Source organism: Phaeobacter sp. PT47_59 (assembly GCF_028890025.1).
Taxonomy (GTDB): domain Bacteria; phylum Pseudomonadota; class Alphaproteobacteria; order Rhodobacterales; family Rhodobacteraceae; genus Phycobacter.
In genome coordinates, this window is the sequence record NZ_JARCJL010000024.1 from 1 (window position 1) to 16,542 (window position 16,542).

The 16,542-nt window shown below is 61.5% G+C and carries 14 protein-coding genes; 1 reads left to right on the top strand and 13 read right to left on the bottom strand.

The window, feature by feature from the left end:
• Nucleotides 1–113: 113 nt before the first annotated feature.
• From PXK01_RS17530 to PXK01_RS17570, 9 genes are all read right to left on the bottom strand, one after another.
• Nucleotides 114–932 (bottom strand): MBL fold metallo-hydrolase, encoded by an 819-nt coding sequence (locus tag PXK01_RS17530; protein WP_028288548.1) that lies wholly within the window; start codon nucleotides 930–932, stop codon nucleotides 114–116.
• 201 nt (nucleotides 933–1,133) lie between these two features.
• Nucleotides 1,134–1,700 carry a biotin transporter BioY gene (locus PXK01_RS17535; RefSeq protein WP_043753595.1) on the bottom strand — a complete coding sequence of 189 codons (567 nt, stop codon included), beginning with the start codon at nucleotides 1,698–1,700 and terminating at the stop codon, nucleotides 1,134–1,136.
• A 48-nt stretch (nucleotides 1,701–1,748) separates the two neighbouring features.
• Nucleotides 1,749–2,915: an acyl-CoA dehydrogenase family protein gene (locus tag PXK01_RS17540; RefSeq protein WP_036540250.1), complete on the bottom strand. Its 1,167-nt coding sequence runs from the start codon at nucleotides 2,913–2,915 to the stop codon at nucleotides 1,749–1,751.
• Nucleotides 2,912–4,927 carry an acetyl/propionyl/methylcrotonyl-CoA carboxylase subunit alpha gene (locus PXK01_RS17545; protein WP_204114558.1) on the bottom strand — a complete coding sequence of 672 codons (2,016 nt, stop codon included), beginning with the start codon at nucleotides 4,925–4,927 and terminating at the stop codon, nucleotides 2,912–2,914. The genes PXK01_RS17540 and PXK01_RS17545 overlap by 4 nt, the downstream gene beginning before the upstream one ends.
• Nucleotides 4,912–5,706, bottom strand: a complete 795-nt coding sequence (locus PXK01_RS17550; RefSeq protein ID WP_138424255.1) for a crotonase/enoyl-CoA hydratase family protein — start codon at nucleotides 5,704–5,706, stop codon at nucleotides 4,912–4,914. Before PXK01_RS17550 ends, PXK01_RS17545 begins: the two co-directional genes overlap by 16 nt.
• 9 nt (nucleotides 5,707–5,715) lie before the next feature.
• A complete protein-coding gene (locus tag PXK01_RS17555) occupies nucleotides 5,716–7,314 on the bottom strand; it encodes an acyl-CoA carboxylase subunit beta (protein WP_204114559.1) in 1,599 nt (532 codons plus the stop codon).
• A gap of 4 nt (nucleotides 7,315–7,318) precedes the next feature.
• Nucleotides 7,319–7,948, bottom strand: a complete 630-nt coding sequence (locus tag PXK01_RS17560) for a TetR/AcrR family transcriptional regulator (RefSeq protein WP_057817049.1) — start codon at nucleotides 7,946–7,948, stop codon at nucleotides 7,319–7,321.
• 179 nt (nucleotides 7,949–8,127) lie between these two features.
• Complete coding sequence (locus PXK01_RS17565; protein ID WP_204114560.1) at nucleotides 8,128–8,958, bottom strand: SDR family NAD(P)-dependent oxidoreductase; 831 nt, start codon at nucleotides 8,956–8,958, stop codon at nucleotides 8,128–8,130.
• Nucleotides 8,959–8,982: 24 nt separating this feature from the next.
• Nucleotides 8,983–10,167 carry a lipid-transfer protein gene (locus PXK01_RS17570; RefSeq protein ID WP_204114561.1) on the bottom strand — a complete coding sequence of 395 codons (1,185 nt, stop codon included), beginning with the start codon at nucleotides 10,165–10,167 and terminating at the stop codon, nucleotides 8,983–8,985.
• Between the two features lie 253 nt (nucleotides 10,168–10,420).
• On the opposite strand from PXK01_RS17570, the gene PXK01_RS17575 reads away from it, so the two are divergent.
• Nucleotides 10,421–11,032: an acyltransferase gene (locus tag PXK01_RS17575; RefSeq protein WP_204114562.1), complete on the top strand. Its 612-nt coding sequence runs from the start codon at nucleotides 10,421–10,423 to the stop codon at nucleotides 11,030–11,032.
• A gap of 111 nt (nucleotides 11,033–11,143) precedes the next feature.
• Here PXK01_RS17575 and PXK01_RS17580 read toward each other — a convergent pair whose 3' ends face one another.
• Genes PXK01_RS17580 through PXK01_RS17595 form a run of 4 tightly spaced genes read right to left on the bottom strand, consistent with a single transcriptional unit; the run spans nucleotide 11,144 to nucleotide 16,538 of the window.
• Nucleotides 11,144–12,751 (bottom strand): acyl-CoA carboxylase subunit beta, encoded by a 1,608-nt coding sequence (locus tag PXK01_RS17580; protein ID WP_138424259.1) that lies wholly within the window; start codon nucleotides 12,749–12,751, stop codon nucleotides 11,144–11,146.
• A 2-nt stretch (nucleotides 12,752–12,753) separates the two neighbouring features.
• Entirely contained in the window at nucleotides 12,754–13,257 is a 504-nt protein-coding gene (locus PXK01_RS17585; RefSeq protein WP_233145717.1) for an acetyl-CoA carboxylase biotin carboxyl carrier protein subunit, read from the bottom strand.
• On the bottom strand, nucleotides 13,257–14,726 hold the full coding sequence (locus PXK01_RS17590) for an acetyl-CoA carboxylase biotin carboxylase subunit (protein ID WP_043753624.1): 1,470 nt from the start codon (nucleotides 14,724–14,726) through the stop codon (nucleotides 13,257–13,259). Before PXK01_RS17590 ends, PXK01_RS17585 begins: the two co-directional genes overlap by 1 nt.
• A 12-nt stretch (nucleotides 14,727–14,738) precedes the next feature.
• Nucleotides 14,739–16,538 carry an acyclic terpene utilization AtuA family protein gene (locus PXK01_RS17595; protein WP_043753627.1) on the bottom strand — a complete coding sequence of 600 codons (1,800 nt, stop codon included), beginning with the start codon at nucleotides 16,536–16,538 and terminating at the stop codon, nucleotides 14,739–14,741.
• Nucleotides 16,539–16,542: the final 4 nt, after the last annotated feature.

Consider the following 16,542-nt stretch of genomic DNA (forward strand, 5'->3'; position numbering starts at 1 on the left):
AGGCTCGGCGCCCGCCAACCGGGCGCAACCCTCGAACGGAGAATGCCGCGGGAGAGGCCACAGACCCAGTCAGTTCAGGGCCCGATCATGGGGTCTAAAGCCGGTAATCTGTCTTATGTTAATTTCCAGACCCCGCCATCTTGTACCACCCGCGACTCAGACAACAGCTTCTCCAGATGCGCCGCAACGTTTCGTCCTGCGGCCATTGCGATTTGTGGGTCGGTTTTCTTGTAGACGGAAGCGGCGATATTCTGGACCGAATCCGGGGTGTTTGAGAGGTGGGCGAGGATCTCCGCCTCGCGACGCATGCGGTTGGAAAGCAACCGTTTGACGTAAGGTTGCGGATCCCGGAGTATAGGTCCGTGCCCCGGAAAGTAGATCCTATCGTCGCGCTCAATCAGCCGCTGTAGCTGCGCGCAGTAGTCGTGCATGTTTCCGTCAGGGGGGCTGACGATCGAACTGTTCCAACTCATAACGTGGTCGCCCGTGAAGAGCACTCCGTCAGGTCTCGCGAAACAAAGGTGGTCGCTCGCGTGACCAGGTGTGTGCAGGACGGTAAGACCGGCAATGACCTGTCCGTCCTCCAGAAACCGGTCAGGTCGAAATGCATCGTCAGGGAATGCCCGTGAGGCATAAACAGGTGCGTCTGTCCGTGCTCGCAGGGCTGGGACGACTCCAAAATGATCAGAATGGTGGTGTGTGAGCAGAATCCCAGATGGTTTGGCCCCCAAATTTTCGATGATTGCCCCGAAATGTGTACTGTCTTCTGCTGGGCCGGGGTCGATTATGAACCGACCATCAGGCGTATCAATGATGTAGCTATTTGTCCCGTGGTAGGTCATCTTTCCGGGATTGTTCGCGACGATCCTCAGAATTCCAGGGGCCAATTCGACTCCCTTCGCGCGGCAAGGCTCCGGCTCTGAGAAAAACATGCTGCTTCTTTTCATTGTGTGCGACCAGGTATTGATTGCGAACAATTTGGTTCGCACAGTTTTGCGCATTGCTCTCGCATGGCGCCGGAAACCTCAGGCTGGCGTCCGATGCCTGTCAAATCCGGCATCGGACTATTTCAACTTACATTGGACCAGGCCCGTATGAGACTGAAACAGTCTGATACAGTCTTGGGCTGGCAGTCACACAGCGCGGCGATTATGGTAAGCAGTATACAGAACTACAGCAATTGTCGCCTTCGTCAGATCCCCGAGAAGGAACGGGTAAAGACCGGCGTTCAGCAACTTTTCGCCATAGCCGACAAAGCCACCCAACCAGAGCAGCCCTGCGCAATACATGACTATCGAACCCAAAAAGACCGCGACAGATGCTCTGAACGCAGGCCGAAGTCCTTGCAGTGCTTGAACAATCCACCCGGCGGCGGCCGCCGCAAGTGCGAAGCCTACCAAGTATCCGCCTGTGGGACCCGCAATATACGCCGGTCCGGCCAGAGCCGGAGGCGTGCCTGCGAAGACCGGCAGGCCAAGCAGACCTTCAAAAAGGTAGGTCACAACAACAAGACTACTGCGCACCGGCCCCAGGAAAAGGCCCAGACCCAAGACAACCAGGGTTTGTGTAGACATGGGAACCGGGTAGAACGGCACCACGATTTTGGCGGATAGTGTCAGAAGAATTGTGCCGACGAGAATTATCGAGATCTCTTGGGTAAGTTTTGCGAGTGTTTGGCTTTGAGTGGTTTCCAGATTCATCTTTTTCGTCCTTGTTTCTGTAGATTGTTAATTTTTTGGATAGTAAGCTCACATGCGCTTGGCGACTTCTTCCAACATGACTTCGCTCGCCCCGCCGCCGATGGCCTGCACACGGGCATCGCGTGACATGCGTTCCACCGGTGTTTCGCGCATATAACCCATACCGCCGTGAAACTGGACGCAGTCATAAAGCACGCTGTTCACCAGTTCGCCGCAATAGGCTTTGACCATCGAGACCTCTTTCACGCAGTCACCGCCCGCGGCATCCAGACCGGCGGCGTGATAGACCAGCTGACGTCCTGCAGCGATCCGCGTCTGACAGTCGGCCAGCCGTTGGCGCACGGCCTGCTTGTCCCACAGAACGCCGCCAAAGGCCCTGCGCTGCTTGACATAATCCACGGTCATGTCCAGCGCGGTTTGCGCTTCGGCACAGGCCATCGCACCCAGCACAATGCGTTCGTTCTGGAAGTTCTTCATTACCGAATAGAAACCGCGGTTGACCTCGCCCAAGACGTTTTCGGCCGGGATACGGACATCTTCGAAGATCAGTTCGGCAGTGTCCGAGCACAGCCAGCCGGTCTTGTTCAACGCCCGTCCGACCGAAAAGCCCGGCGTGCCTTTTTCGACCGCAAATATGGTGATCCCGCGCGACCCCTTGGCATCGGGATCGGTCTTGGCACCGACAAAGTAGAGATCGCCATGCACGCCGTTGGTGATGAACATCTTGGTGCCGTTCAGCACCCAATCCGACCCGTCCCGCACCGCGCGGGAGCGCATGCCCGCCACGTCCGAGCCCGCGCCCGGTTCGGTCACAGCAACGGCGGTGATCATTTCGCCCGAGACGATCGACGGCATCCAGCGCGCCTTCTGTTCGGGCGTGCCGGCGTTTTCCAGATGCGGCGAGGCCATGTCGGTGTGGACCAGAACGGTGGCCGAGAACCCGCCGAAAGTGGATCGCCCGACCTCTTCGGCCAAAACCACGCTGGACATCACGTCCAGCCCCGCGCCGCCATACTGTTCGTCATAGCGCATCCCCAGCACGCCGAGATCACCCATCCGGCGCAGCACGTCGCGGGGTACCTTGCCCTCCTCCTCCCAAGGCTCGGCCTTGGCGGTCACCTCGGCTTCAATGAACCGGCGCAACTGGTTGCGGATCATCTCGAGGTCTTCGTTGAACGGGCCGGTGACCTGAGTAATGCTGTCTTGTCTGGTCATGTGTTTTCCTCTGGATCGAGTTTGATAAGTGGGGCGTGCCCGGCGACCGTATCGCCGGGTGCACAATAGATTTCAGTCACCACGCCCGCGACCGGCGCGGGCAGGCTTTGCAACAGCTTCATGGCCTCAAGCACCACCAGCGTGTCACCGGCTTTGACGCGGTCGCCGAGTGCGACGCGCACCTCGGCCACGGCGCCGGGCATGGGTGCGGACAACAGGTCAGCGACGCCAGACCCGCCGGTGGCACGTTGCAGATGCTGGTCTTCCAGCGTACGCAGGTCTGTCGCGGTCATTCCAGCAGGGGTTTGCAGGTGCACTCGCCAGTGACTCGGCGCGCGCACGACGTAAGCGATGCGCGAAAACGGAACCCCGTCGATGCGTCCGCTCAGACGGCATCCTGTTAAAACGGCACTCTCGACCGTGATGGTCTGGCCGTCCGGTTGAATGGCAGTCAACCCCGACCCGGAGCCGTACATGCGGATCGGTTCGTCTTTGGTTGTGTCCCAATAGAAGGCCGCGCCGGACTGTCCCGCAGGGGCTGTGAGTCGCCATGACCCTAGGCTTTCCCAGGGCGACGCGCCCGCCGGCACGAGACGCAGATGCAGCGCCATCGCGGCAAAGGCCATGTCCCGGGGATCAGCGGACGGTTCAGTCCAGCCGCCTGGAAACATCTCGGGCAGGCCCGAGGTATGGTGACGGAACGCCGCAAAATCCGGGTGTGCCAGTAACGCGCGTTGATAGGCCAGGTTCAGGCCGACGCCGCCGACGGCAAAAGCATCGATCGCGGTGATCGCCCGGCGGATCGCCCCGGTCCGATCCGGCGCGTGGACGATCAGCTTGGCAATCATGGAATCGTAGTGGTGGCCGACGACCGAACCGCACTCTACCCCAGTGTCCAGCCGCACATCCGCAGGCGGCGCCCAAAGGGTGATCTCGCCCGTTTCGGGGTGAAAATTCTCGGCCGGGTTTTCGGCGGCGATGCGGATTTCAATGGCGTGCCCGTCAAACTGCACATCGCCTTGCGTCAGCGCCAGCGGCTCGCCCCGCGCGATGCGCAACTGCCATTCGACCAGATCGATGCCGGTGATCGCCTCGGTCACGGGGTGTTCCACCTGCAACCGGGTATTCATTTCCAGAAAGTAGTATTCACCGCGCCCGGGGTCATAGAGGTATTCCACCGTTCCGGCGGAGCGATAGCCGATCGCCTGCGCCAACCGCACCGCTGCCGCACGCATGCGGTCGCGCACAGCCTCGGGAAGATCGGCGGCGGGGGCTTCTTCGATCAGCTTTTGGTGGTTGCGTTGCAGCGAACAATCGCGGTCGCCCAGATGCAGCACGGTGCCGTGAGTGTCGCCCAGAACCTGCACTTCGACGTGGCGGGCACGGGGCGCATAGCGTTCGAGGAACACCGCCGGATCGCCGAAGGCGCTCTGCGCTTCGGCCCGGGCAGATGCAATCGCTTCGGGTGCGTCGCCCAGATCGGAGACAAGCCGCATCCCGCGTCCGCCGCCGCCGGCGCTGGCCTTGACCAGAAAGGGGGTGCCAAGCGCCTCGGCCTCTTGTAGCAGGCGCGCATCGGACTGATCCTCGCCGCGATAGCCGGGCAGGACGGGCACGCCTGCGGCTTCGGCGGCAGCCTTGGCCTCGATCTTGGAGCCCATCCGCGCGATAGCGTCGGGTTCCGGCCCGATGAACACAAGGCCCGCCGCCTCGACCGCCGCCGCGAAACCGGCATTCTCAGACAGAAAACCATATCCCGGGTGCACCGCACCCGCGCCCGTCGCCCGCGCGGCCTCAAGGATGGCCTCGACGTTCAAATAACTGTCTGACGGGGCGGCCCCACCGATGCAGACGGCATGATCGGCCTCGGCCACGAAGGGCGCGTCGCGGTCCGCGTCCGAAAACACCGCTACGCTTTCCAGCCCCAGTTTGCGGCACCCGCGCTGGATGCGCCGGGCAATCTCGCCCCGGTTGGCGATCAGAACGCGGGTGAAGCTCATTTCACCCGCCATGACGGAACGCCCTTGTTGATGAAGCTGTTGATGCCTTCGATACCTTCCTCCGTCTCCCACGCATCGGCCAGCCGGTCGGCGGTGTAGATCATGTTGGTCTCCAGATCGTGGGACGCGACATAGGCGATCAGCGCCTTGGTATCGGCCACGGCACCCGGCGCGGCCTGAAGGTGATCATGCACCACCCGGTTCACCGTGGCGTCCAAGTCGCCCGGCGCGACAACCTCGGTCAACAGACCGATCCGCTCGGCGCGGGCCGTGTCGAACAACGCCCCCGACAGCATGGTTTCACGCGAATGCACCTTGCCGATGCGGGCCACCACATAAGGCGATATATTCGCGGGCAGAAGGCCCAGTTTGACCTCGGTCAGACCGAAGCGCGCGCCTTCGGCGCCGATGGTGTAGTCGCAGACGGAGATCATGCCGACACCGCCACCGTAGGCCGGGCCGTTGATCCGCCCGATCAAGGGCTTGGGCAGCGTGTCAAGGCGGCGCAACAGCCGCGCCAGCGTGGCGCTTTGTGCGACCCTTTCACTACGGGTTTTCTCGACATTAGAGGCGAACCAGTTGAAATCGCCGCCCGCGCAGAAGCTCTTGCCCGCGCCGGTCAGGACCACAATACGCACATCGTCATCTGCAGCCAGCTTTTCGGCGGCATCGTATAGCTCTGCGATCAATTCGCCATTCAGCGCATTGTGTTTGTCGGGGCGGTTGAGCGTCAGCCTGGCGACGCCACGCGCATCGGTTTCGATAAGGATCGTGTTGTAGGTATTGGTCAACTTGAAGCCTCACATTCTGAATACAGGCGTATGGCGACCGGCTTCGGGCACCGATGTCACGATGGCCAGACACAGGCCAAGGATATCGCGGGTTTGCGCGGGTTCGATCAGCCCGTCATCCCAAAGCCGCGAGGTGGCATAATAGGGATCGGACTGTTCACCGTACTGGGCCCGAACCTGCTCCTCGATTAGCTTCATGTCGGCCTCCATCTTGCCCGGGTCGCCCCCTTTCTGGCGGCGCAGTTCCAGCATCACATTTGTGGCGATGTCGGCAGACATGGTGGCCAGTTCCGCCGTGGGCCAGGCGAAGAGAAAATTCGGGGCGAAACCACGTCCGCACATGCCGTAGTTGCCTGCCCCGTATGAGCCGCCCAAGAGGACCGACAGGCGCGGCACCTTGGCAACCGACATGGCATAGACCAGCTTGGCGCTGTCTTTGGCAATGCCGCCGCGCTCGGCTTCGGTGCCGACCATGAAGCCCGAGATGTTGTGGAGGAACAAAAGCGGGATGTTGCGTTGATCGCACATCGACACGAATTGCGCGCCCTTGAGCGAACTGTCGGACACAAGCGCCCCATTATTTGCGAGAATGCCCACTCGATAGCCGTGAATCCGCGCGGTGCCGCAGACCAGCGTCTCACCCCATCCGGGCTTGAATTCGCGGAATTCGCCGGCGTCGATCATGCGCAGCAGAACCTCGCGCATGTCATAGGGCTGTTTGCGATCGGCGCTGATGACGCCAAGCAGTTCCTCTGGGTTGCGCGCCGGCGGCGCGCAGGTTGCATCGGGACCCATCGGGCGCGACAGGCCCAGTTCGGATACGATGTCGCGCATCAGAGCAAGCGCATGATACTCGTCCTCGGCCAGATGGTCAGACACACCGGAGAAGCGCGAATGCATCTCGGCCCCCCCCAATGTTTCTCCATCAACCTCTTCGTTGATCGCCACCTTGACGATCGAGGGGCCGCCCAGATGGATGCGTGCGTTGCCGCGTACCATGATGACTTCGTCCGACAGGGCCGGGATATAGGCCCCACCGGCCGTGCAGCCTCCAAAGACCGCCGAGATCTGCGGCAGGCCGCTCGCGGACATGTTGGTTTGACGATAAAAGGAATTGCCGAAATGGCGGGCATCGGGGAAAACCCGGTCCTGCTCTGGCAGATAGGCACCGCCGCAATCCACCAGATAGAGGCAGGGCAGCCGGTTCTCGGCTGCGATTTCCTGGGCGCGGATGTGTTTCTGCACGGTTTCGTGATAGAAAGACCCACCCTTCACTGTCGCATCGTTGGCGATCACAACGCAGGGCAGCCCGTGGACGATCCCGATACCGGTCACGATCCCCGCACCGGGCACCTCGCCCCCGTATTGACCGTAGGCGGCAAGCGACGACAGCTCAAGAAACGCAGTGCCCGGATCCACCAGCAGGTCGATCCGTTCGCGGACCAACAGCTTGCTGCGCTTGCGATGCCGCGCGACCATATCGGGGCGGCCGCCAGCCGTTGCTTCGGCGATCCGCGCGCGCAGCGTTTCGACGCGCTCGCTTAGTGCGGCGTGGTTGCGGGTGTAGGTCTCTGATGCGGTCAGCACCGCTGTTTCAAGACGTGCCATGAAGTCAGGTATCCTGTCTTTGGAGTATCCCGTTGAGGAACACATCGGCATAGGTGCGTGACAACGCATCGGCGCTACCGCGGTCCGGGTCGAACCAATCGAGCGTGGCGTTCAATGTACCGATCAGCATCAGGCGCAGGCGACGGATATCGACGTCTTGCTTCAGCGTGCCGTCTTTCTTAAGCTGGGACAGAAGACTGTCCCACTCTGCCTCATAGGCCCTTCGCGTAGGCAAGTTGGCATCCCGGACGGATTGCGGCACCTGCCCGAAAATACGCACATTCGCCGATGTATAATCGCTCACATCAAGAAGTGCGCGCAGATGCGCCCGGATCGCGGCGCGCAGTACCGTTTCGCCGTCGGTATCGGCCCGCAGGTCGGTGATGGCGTCTCTCATGCTCGCGTGAACGACTCGAATCCCTGCATCAAGAACGGCCGCGACGATCTCGTCCTTGGAACCGAAATGATAGTATATGCTACCCGCCTTGATCCCGGCGGCCTCGGCAATTTTTCGGAGCGAAACGGACCCGTAGCCTTGTTCGCGGAAAAGCCGCGCGGCAATGTCCAGCACCCCGTCCCGTCCAACCGCGCTGCGCGATGTCTCGTTGACTTTGATTGCCGTGTTTTGTGCCATAGACTTTCGTATCCCCCAACGCCTAACTAACGCCTGTTAGGTTAATAACTCAAGTGAGTCAATCGTCGTGATCGTGCCAGACTAGAGTTTGCGGAAAATTCCGCATTGGCGACCGCCAAGAGGCCGCCCAGACATTAATGTGCTTGCCCGGACCACGTCATCGGGTCCGGGCAACTGCCTTAGATCACGAAACCGCCACCGCAGATGACGTGCTGGCCTGAAATGAAGTTCGATTCCGGCGCACAGAACAGATAGACGGCACCGGCAGCTTCTTCCGGAGTGCCGACCCGGCCCAGCGGGATCATGCGCTCCATCTGGGACAGGAGATCGGGATTCACGCCGACCTTGATCTCTTTTTCTTCGACCTTGATCGTGCTGTCGCCATCCGCGCTGCCTTCGGTCAAGCGGGTGCGAATCGGGCCGAAGGCGACGGCGTTGACGTTGACCTTATAGCGGCCCCATTCCTTGGCCATCGTCCGGGTGACCCCTAGGATACCGGCCTTAGCGGCGGAATAGTTGATCTGGCCAGCATTGCCGCCGGTCCCTGCGATGGACGAGATGTTGACTACCTTGCGGAACACCTCTTGCCCGGCGGCGGCCTCTTCCTTGGCCTTGGCGCTGATCACCGGCTGGGCAGCGCGCAGGATCTTGAAAGGTGCCGTCAGGTGGACGTCGATGATCGCCTGCCACTGTTCGTCGGACATCTTCTGAACGACGCTATCCCAAGTGTAGCCTGCGTTGTTCACGATGATGTCTAACCCGCCAAAGCTGTCCACGCCGGTCTTGATGAACCGTTCGGCAAAACCGACTTCGGTAACGCTGCCGGCACAGACCACGGCCTCAGCTCCCATTGCGCGCACCGCCTCGGCGGTTTCATTGGCCGGACCGGCGTCCAGATCGTTGATCACCAGCCGGGCCCCTTCCGAGGCCAGTTTGAGAGCGATTTCGCGGCCAATGCCCCGGCCCGAGCCCGAGACCAGCGCCACGCGCCCGTCGAGTTTTCCAGTCATATTGATTCCTCCCGAAAGGCGCTATCAGGCTTTTTCATAAAGCGTGGTGACGCAGGCCCCGCCGAGGCCCAGATTGTGCTGAAGCGCCAGACGTGCGCCATCAACCTGGCGCGCATCTGCCTGGCCGCGAAGCTGCTGAACGAGCTCGGTACATTGCGCTAGGCCGGTCGCCCCAAGCGGATGGCCTTTGGACAAAAGACCGCCCGACGGGTTGGTCACGTATTTTCCGCCGTAGGTGTTGTCGCCATCATCAACGAATTTCGCCGCTTCGCCGCGACCGCAAAGGCCAAGCGCCTCATAGGTGATAAGCTCGTTGTGGGCGAAACAGTCGTGCAGTTCGACCACATCCACGTCCTCGGGCCCGATGCCCGCGTCCTCGTAAACCTGATCGGCGGCGCGCTTGGCCATCGAAAAGCCGACCACTTCGCGCATGTCATGGGCTTCGAAAGTTTCCGGGCCGTCGGTCGTCATGGCCTGCGCCGCGATCCGAACCGAACTGTCCAGTCCGTGCTTGTCGGCGAATTCCTTGGAACAAATGATCGCGGCGGCCGCGCCACAGGTTGGCGGACAGGCCATGAGCTTGGTCATGACGCCGGGCCAGACGACCTGGGCGGCCATGACGTCTTCCGCCGTCACCTTCTGCCGGAACAGGGCAACCGGATTCTTCGCAGCATGTCGGCTGGCCTTGGCGCGGATTTTTGCGAAGGTTTCTAGGGGGGTGCCGAACTCGTCCATATGCGCCTTGCCGGCACCGCCGAAGTACCGCAGCGCCAGCGGGATCTCGGCACTGCCAACCAGTTCGTCGGTTTCATTGTCGAATGCCGCAAACGGGCTGACCCGGTCATGGAACATCGCACCGATTGCGCCAGGCTGCATCTGTTCGAACCCAAGTGCCAGAGCACATTCGACCGCGCCGCTTTCAACTGCCTGCCTGGCCAGGAACAGGGCGGACGATCCGGTCGAGCAGTTGTTGTTCACATTCAGAACCGGGATGCCTGTCATTCCGACATGGTACAAGGCGCGCTGACCGCAGGTGCTGTCGCCATAGACATAGCCCACATAGGCCTGTTGGACTTTATCATAATCCAACCCCGCGTCTGCCAGAGCGGACCGGGTCGCAGCGGTCGCCATCACATCGTAGCTTTCGGATTTTCCCGGCTTCTGGAACGGGACCATCCCAACGCCTGCAACATAGGCTTTGTCTGTCATTTCTCTCTCTCCCTAGTTCGGTCAGGCCACCCTAATCGGTCCGCCAGCCTATTTTCTACCATTTGTTAGATTTTAAATCCCAACCTTGGGAAGTGTCAATATCGCCAAGCTGTGACGTAGGGAGCTTGCGCTATTTTCTAACTTGTGTTTGTTTTCGGGCCACACGCCCTGATCGGCGGCACAATTGAGGGATTCTGGTCCCGGCGCAACCGCTGACAAGCGTTTAGCACTCAGCTTACGAAAGGTGGTCGGAATGGCATACTGTTATGAGTTCAAGGGTTTTATACCCGTCGTGCCCGAGGATACATATGTCCACCCCCAGGCCGTTCTGATCGGAAATGTCATCTTGGGTCATGGATGCTACATCGGCCCCGGAGCAAGCTTGCGGGGCGATTTCGGCAGGATCGTGATCGGGGATGGAGCCAATGTTCAGGACAATTGCATCATCCATTCCTTTCCCGGCCGCGACGCCGTGGTGGAAAGCGACGGCCACATCGGCCATGGCGCGATCCTGCACGGTTGCACAGTGGGCCGGAACGCTCTGGTCGGAATGAATTCCGTCATTATGGATGGTGTAGAGCTTGGGGCGGAATCGATTGTCGGCGCGCAGGCGTTTGTGCGTGGCGAAACCGTGATTCCGGCGCGTTCGATGGTGGTGGGATCGCCGGCAAAGGTGATCCGCGAGGTCAGCGAGAAAGAAATCGCGTGGAAAACGCGCGGCACCGCGGAATACCAGCAACTTGCGCGCGATTGTCTGGCCGGATTGAGGCCGGTCGAGCCGCTGAAGGCGGTCGAGGCAGACCGGCCCGGCATGGCGGCCTCTGACGTCGTCTCCATTCAGGAGGCGCGGCGGACATCGTCCTGACCTGTCCGGGAACCGGACCGGTCAGGACTACTTCAGATTCCGAAAGCGCCAGATGCAAGCGCCTTGACGCGGAACGGCACCCCCCGACCCGGTGTGCCGTCCCTCAAGCCTTTACAGACGGAAGATCCCGTAGTGCGGATCGTCGATCGGTGCATTGAGCGAGGCAGAAATCGACATGCCAAGCGCGTTGCGTGTGTCCGCCGGGTCGAGGATGCCGTCGTCCCACAATTCCGAGGTCGAGGTATAAGCCTCGACATCGCGCTTGTATTTTTCCAGCACCGGTTCGCGGATCGCGGCGATTTCTTCTTCGGTCAGCTCTTTGCCTTCGCGCTGAAGCTGCCGAATCTTGACGTCCGCCATGGTATTTGCGGCCTGATCCGCCCCCATCACGCCGATCTCGGCCTGGGGCCACATGAACAGCGTGCGCGCGTCCCAGGCCCGTCCGCACATCCCGTAGTTGCCGGCCCCGTAAGACGCATTGGCGATTACTGTGAACTTCGGCACGACCGAGCCGCCCTGCGCCATCAGCATCTTGGCGCCATCCTTGGCGATGCCTCGTTCTTCGTATTCGCGGCCCACCATATAGCCGGTGATGTTCTGGAAAAAGACCAGAGGCGTGCGGTTCTGGTTGCACAACTGCATGAAATGCGCTGCCTTGAGCGAACTGTCGTTGAACAGCACCCCGTTGTTGGCAAGGATGCCGACCTTGTAACCCCAGATATGGGCAAAGCCGCACACCATCGTGGTGCCATAGTCCGGCTGGTATTCGTGAAAGCGTGAGCCGTCCACGATCCGGGCCAGAACCTCGCGCATGTCGAACTGGGTTTTCCGGTCTTTTGGAATGATCCCGTAGAGTTCTTTGGGGTCATAGTAAGGCTCTTCATAGGCCGCGGTTTCGATGATCGTTTTCGGCGTGCGCTTCCACTGGCCGACAATCTCGCGGGCCAGTGAAAAGGCGTGTTTTTCGGTCGCGGCGCGATAGTCGCCGGTGCCCGATACCGAGGTGTGCATGACCGCGCCGCCAAGCTCCTGAACACCGACCTCTTCGCCGGTAGCCGCCTTGACCAGCGGGGGACCGCCAAGGAAAATCGCCCCTGTGCCTTCGATGATGATGTTGTAGTCGCTCAGCGTCGGCACATAGGCGCCGCCAGCCGTGCAGTGACCGCCGACCACGGCAATCTGCGGGATATTGGCCTGGCTCAGCTTGACCTGGTTGCGGAACACCCGCCCGCCCAGATACCGGTCGGGAAACACCCCGTGCTGCAGCGGCAGGAAACCGCCCGCGCTGTCACAGATATGGATGACCGGCAGGCGGTTTTCCAGCGCGACATCCAGAAGACGCACGACCTTTTTGACCGTATGTGGATACCAAGCCCCGCCCTTGACGCTAGCGTCGTTGGCGTGGATGGCGACCTCGCGACCCTGCACAATACCGATGCCCGTCACCACAGCGGCGCCAGGCACGGTTCCATCGTATTCGCGACAGGCGGCAAGTGTGGAAAACTCCAAAAACGGAGTGCCGGGGTCCAGCAGCAGTTTCAACCGCTCGCGCACGCCCAGTTTGTTCTGGCGGGCAAGGCGGTCGATATCGCGTTGCGGGCGTTCGAAACGCGCCGCGTGCTGGCGGGCGTGGAATTCCTTCAGCCGTTCAGACATGGCGGCATAGTTTGCCTTGTAGTCGGCGGCATTGGTGTCGATCAGACTTTCAATCCTGCGCATTGTCACTCCTCCTCCGGGGCCAATTGGGCCAGGATGTCTTTCAGACCAAAACTGTCGCCTTCGGCGAATGGCATTTCGGCAACGACCCCGTCGCGCGGGGCCGTCAGTGTGGTTTCCAACTTCATGCTTTCGATCACCAGAAGCGGCTGGCCTTCTTCAACCGCATCGCCGGGTTTAACCGCAACCGACACCACGACACCCGGCATGGGCGCCACCAATCGGTCGTCGCTCGCGCCACCGTCGCTTCCGGCCAGGCGTTCGGCGGGATCAACCCGCCCGACTTCGTAGGTTCGCCCGTCCATGTGCACAAAAGTTGCTTCCGGCCCCACGGCCAGTCGCAATTCGCGCACAACACCCTTGGCCCTCAGCTTGTAACCGCCCGGCAGACCCGTCGGGTCCAATTGGCAGGCAACAGCGCCAGTGGGGGTATTGAGCACGAACCGGCTGCCATCATGACCCAGCCAGCAATCAGTCTCTTCTCCGTCCATCTGAAAAATCCGTTGCATCAGTTTCTCCACCCACCCATCTTGCGGTACATTTCCGGTATCTGCATTACGTCACTCACCAGGCGCTCGTCCGATAGGGCCGCCGCCGCCATCAGCAAGTCAGAGACATCTTCGCCCGGCGCGGTCAGCGTTTCGGATTGTTCAGCCAGGAAGCCAGTTGAAACGTCACCAGAGGCGAAATCCGGATGTGCAAGGATTGCATCCAGGTAACCAGTGTTGGTCGTTACCCCGAGAATCACATAGCTTTGCACCGCGCTCCGGGCACGGGCGATGGCCTGCGCGCGATCCGGGCCATGCACGATCAACTTGGACAACATCGGGTCGAAGTCGGTCGTTACCTTGCCGCCATCCAGAATGCCGCTGTCTACGCGGATCCCCTCGCCCTGGGGTTCGTCCAGCAGCAGGATATTGCCGATCGCGGGGCGAAAATCGGCGGTCGCATCCTCGGCACAGATGCGCAGTTCGATCGAGTGTCCGGTTTGGGGAATATCCGCCTGCACGGCGCTCAGCCCGTCGCCCGCCGCGACACGCAGCTGCTCGGCAACCAGATCAAAGCCGGTTACCATCTCGGTCACCGGATGTTCGACCTGAAGGCGGGTGTTCATTTCCAGGAAATAAAAGGCCCCATCCTGTGCATAGATGAATTCGACAGTCCCTGCCCCGCGGTATTTGACGGCGCGGGCAATTCCGGCAGCGGTCTCGCAGATCTCATCCCGTTGCTCGGGGGTCAGCGCCGGTGACGGCGTTTCCTCGATAATCTTCTGGAACCGGCGCTGGATCGAACATTCACGTTCCCAGAAATGGACCACGTTGCCCTGTCCGTCGCCCATCACCTGCACCTCGATATGGCGCGGGCGTTCGATATAGCGTTCGACGAAAAGCCGCCCGTCGCCGAAATATCGTTCGCCTTCGCGGCGCGCGGTTTCGATTTCGGTCTCCAGCGTGCTGTCCTCGCGTACGACGCGCATGCCCTTGCCGCCACCGCCGGCCGAGGGCTTGATGAGCAGCGGATAGCCAACGGCGCGGGCGCGTTCGACAAAGCTCGCCGGATCATCATCCTCGATGGCCGAGGGGGCGACGGGAAACCCGCGTTCCTCGACGAAGGCGCGGGCGCGGACCTTGTCCCCCATCAGGTCGATGACCTCGGACGTCGGGCCGACAAAGGTCACTCCGGCTTTTTCCAGCGCCGCGACAAAACCGGCATTCTCTGACAGAAAGCCATAGCCGGGATGAACCGCGTCCGCGCCGATCCCTTTGGCGGCTTCGACGATCTGAGGAATATCGAGATAGGCGGCCACGGGCGTCGGGCCGTCGATCATCACGACCTCATCTGCAATCAGATGCGCCGGCCCCTCTTGCTCGGCGACATGACGCAACACGGCAGTCGCAAGCCCGCGGGCCTTAGCGGTGCGCAACACGCGCGCCGCGATCTCGCCCCGATTGGCGACCAGGAGTTTCGAAATGGTCATGGTGTCGTCCTCTTAGTTCCGGGCCGCGGCATTCAGTCCGTCACGTGCGGCCAGATCGGCTGGCACGGGAATTTCGATATCAAGCAGCATCTGCGCGAACCCTTTGCCCTGCGGGTCTATGCGGACCGAAGCGATGCCCCCCCCGCCCAGCGAGTCATGCAGCAGGAAATTCAGCGAATGGCTTCCGGGCAGGTCGAACCGTTCTACCCTGCCGTCGCAGACATGGGCGAAATAGTCCTTCACCACCTCTTCGCTGAGAGCCGAGCGGATATATGGCAGGTAGTCCGGCTTGCGCGCGAGGATGCCGATATTGGCGATGTCCCCCTTGTCGCCCGAGCGGCCCCAGGCCAGATCGACGAGGCGGACCTTGACAACGTCCGGACCGGGCTCGCGGCTATCTGCGGGCGGTGCGGCAGGCGGATCAAGGTGGACTGGCGTGGCGGCCACGCTCACGGGCACATCCTTGCCGTCGACCTCGACCGCGACGGGGGTCTCGGCCTTGCTCTGAAGGAAGGAAAATAGACGGACCACCGGCTGCACCTTTGGCCGTCCGGCGAAGAACCCGGTCAGACCCTGCGCGGTCGAAATCGCCATCGGTGCGATTTCGCCGGCAAAGATGTTCAGCGCGGCGCGATCGTCATGGACCGCGCCGATCTTGAGCACCACCTCGCGGGTCCGGGCGCGCGCATTTGCGCCATAGGCCGCCTCGGCCCCCAGCACCTCGACGCTGACCTGCCGGAAATCTCCCATGTTGCGGTCGCGGAAAATCCGGCGACAGCGGGTCAGGATCGCCTCGGCCACACGTTCGGCCTTGGCGGGTGCGTCAATCGCGGCCAGTGTCAGGGTAGAGACCGCGCGCCAGCCATCGGCATGGGTCGCCGACACCTTGTAGCTGTCGGTGCGCCCAAGCCCCCTGCCGCCCTTGACCAGCACCCGGTCGGGTCCGACCTGTTCCAGGGTGACCCCGGACCAGTCGCAGATCACGTCGGGCAACAGGTAGGCGCGCGGGTCCCCGATTTCATAGAGCATCTGCTCTCCGACTGACCCGGGCACGACCAGCCCGCCGGTGTCAGGCGTCTTGGTCATGATGAAACTGCCGTCTTCGGACACCTCGACGATGGGCATGCCCATATTGTCCCAACCCGGCACGTCCTGCCAGTCGGTGAAGTTGCCGCCGGTTCCCTGGGGGCCGCATTCGATCAGGTGGCCGGCCAGCGATCCCTGGCTGAGCTTGTCCCAGTCATCGTCGCCCCAACCGTATTCATGCATCAGGGGACCAAGCGCGACCGCGCTGTCGGCGCAGCGTCCGGTGATCACGATGTCGGCCCCGGCATCCAGCGCGGCAGCGATGGGGCGGGCACCCAGATAGGCATTCATGCTCCAGATATCATCTGGAAATGCGACACCCGAGAACATTTCCGTCTGACCGTTTTTGCGAATTTCATCGGCCCTAGGCAACAGGTCATCGCCTAGCACGACTCCGATGGACAGATCGATCCCGGCCTGGGCGGCGGCTTTGGCAAGCGCATCGCTGCAGCCACGCGGGTTCACGCCCCCTGCATTGGCAACGACCTTGATCCCTTTTGCCTTGATATCCGACAACCAGGGTGCCAGCGCCTTGACGAAGTCCGGCGCATAGCCCGACTCGGGCGCTTTGGCGCGGGCCCGCGCCATCAGCGACATTGTCACCTCTGCCAGATAGTCAAACACCAGATAGTCGATCTCGCCCTTTGAGACCAGTTGACCGATCGCTTCCGGCGTATCGCCCCAGAAGCCCGACGCGCATCCGATGCGCAGCTTTCGTTCCGACATATTC

Coding starts and splice junctions, on each gene's coding strand:
- PXK01_RS17530 (WP_028288548.1), bottom strand. CDS start 932: ATGTTTTTCTCAGAGCCGGAGCCTTGCCGCGCGAAGGGAGTCGAATTG.
- PXK01_RS17535 (WP_043753595.1), bottom strand. CDS start 1,700: ATGAATCTGGAAACCACTCAAAGCCAAACACTCGCAAAACTTACCCAA.
- PXK01_RS17540 (WP_036540250.1), bottom strand. CDS start 2,915: ATGACCAGACAAGACAGCATTACTCAGGTCACCGGCCCGTTCAACGAA.
- PXK01_RS17545 (WP_204114558.1), bottom strand. CDS start 4,927: ATGGCGGGTGAAATGAGCTTCACCCGCGTTCTGATCGCCAACCGGGGC.
- PXK01_RS17555 (WP_204114559.1), bottom strand. CDS start 7,314: ATGGCACGTCTTGAAACAGCGGTGCTGACCGCATCAGAGACCTACACC.
- PXK01_RS17560 (WP_057817049.1), bottom strand. CDS start 7,948: ATGGCACAAAACACGGCAATCAAAGTCAACGAGACATCGCGCAGCGCG.
- PXK01_RS17565 (WP_204114560.1), bottom strand. CDS start 8,958: ATGACTGGAAAACTCGACGGGCGCGTGGCGCTGGTCTCGGGCTCGGGC.
- PXK01_RS17570 (WP_204114561.1), bottom strand. CDS start 10,167: ATGACAGACAAAGCCTATGTTGCAGGCGTTGGGATGGTCCCGTTCCAG.
- PXK01_RS17575 (WP_204114562.1), top strand. CDS start 10,421: ATGGCATACTGTTATGAGTTCAAGGGTTTTATACCCGTCGTGCCCGAG.
- PXK01_RS17580 (WP_138424259.1), bottom strand. CDS start 12,751: ATGCGCAGGATTGAAAGTCTGATCGACACCAATGCCGCCGACTACAAG.
- PXK01_RS17585 (WP_233145717.1), bottom strand. CDS start 13,257: ATGCAACGGATTTTTCAGATGGACGGAGAAGAGACTGATTGCTGGCTG.
- PXK01_RS17590 (WP_043753624.1), bottom strand. CDS start 14,726: ATGACCATTTCGAAACTCCTGGTCGCCAATCGGGGCGAGATCGCGGCG.
- PXK01_RS17595 (WP_043753627.1), bottom strand. CDS start 16,538: ATGTCGGAACGAAAGCTGCGCATCGGATGCGCGTCGGGCTTCTGGGGC.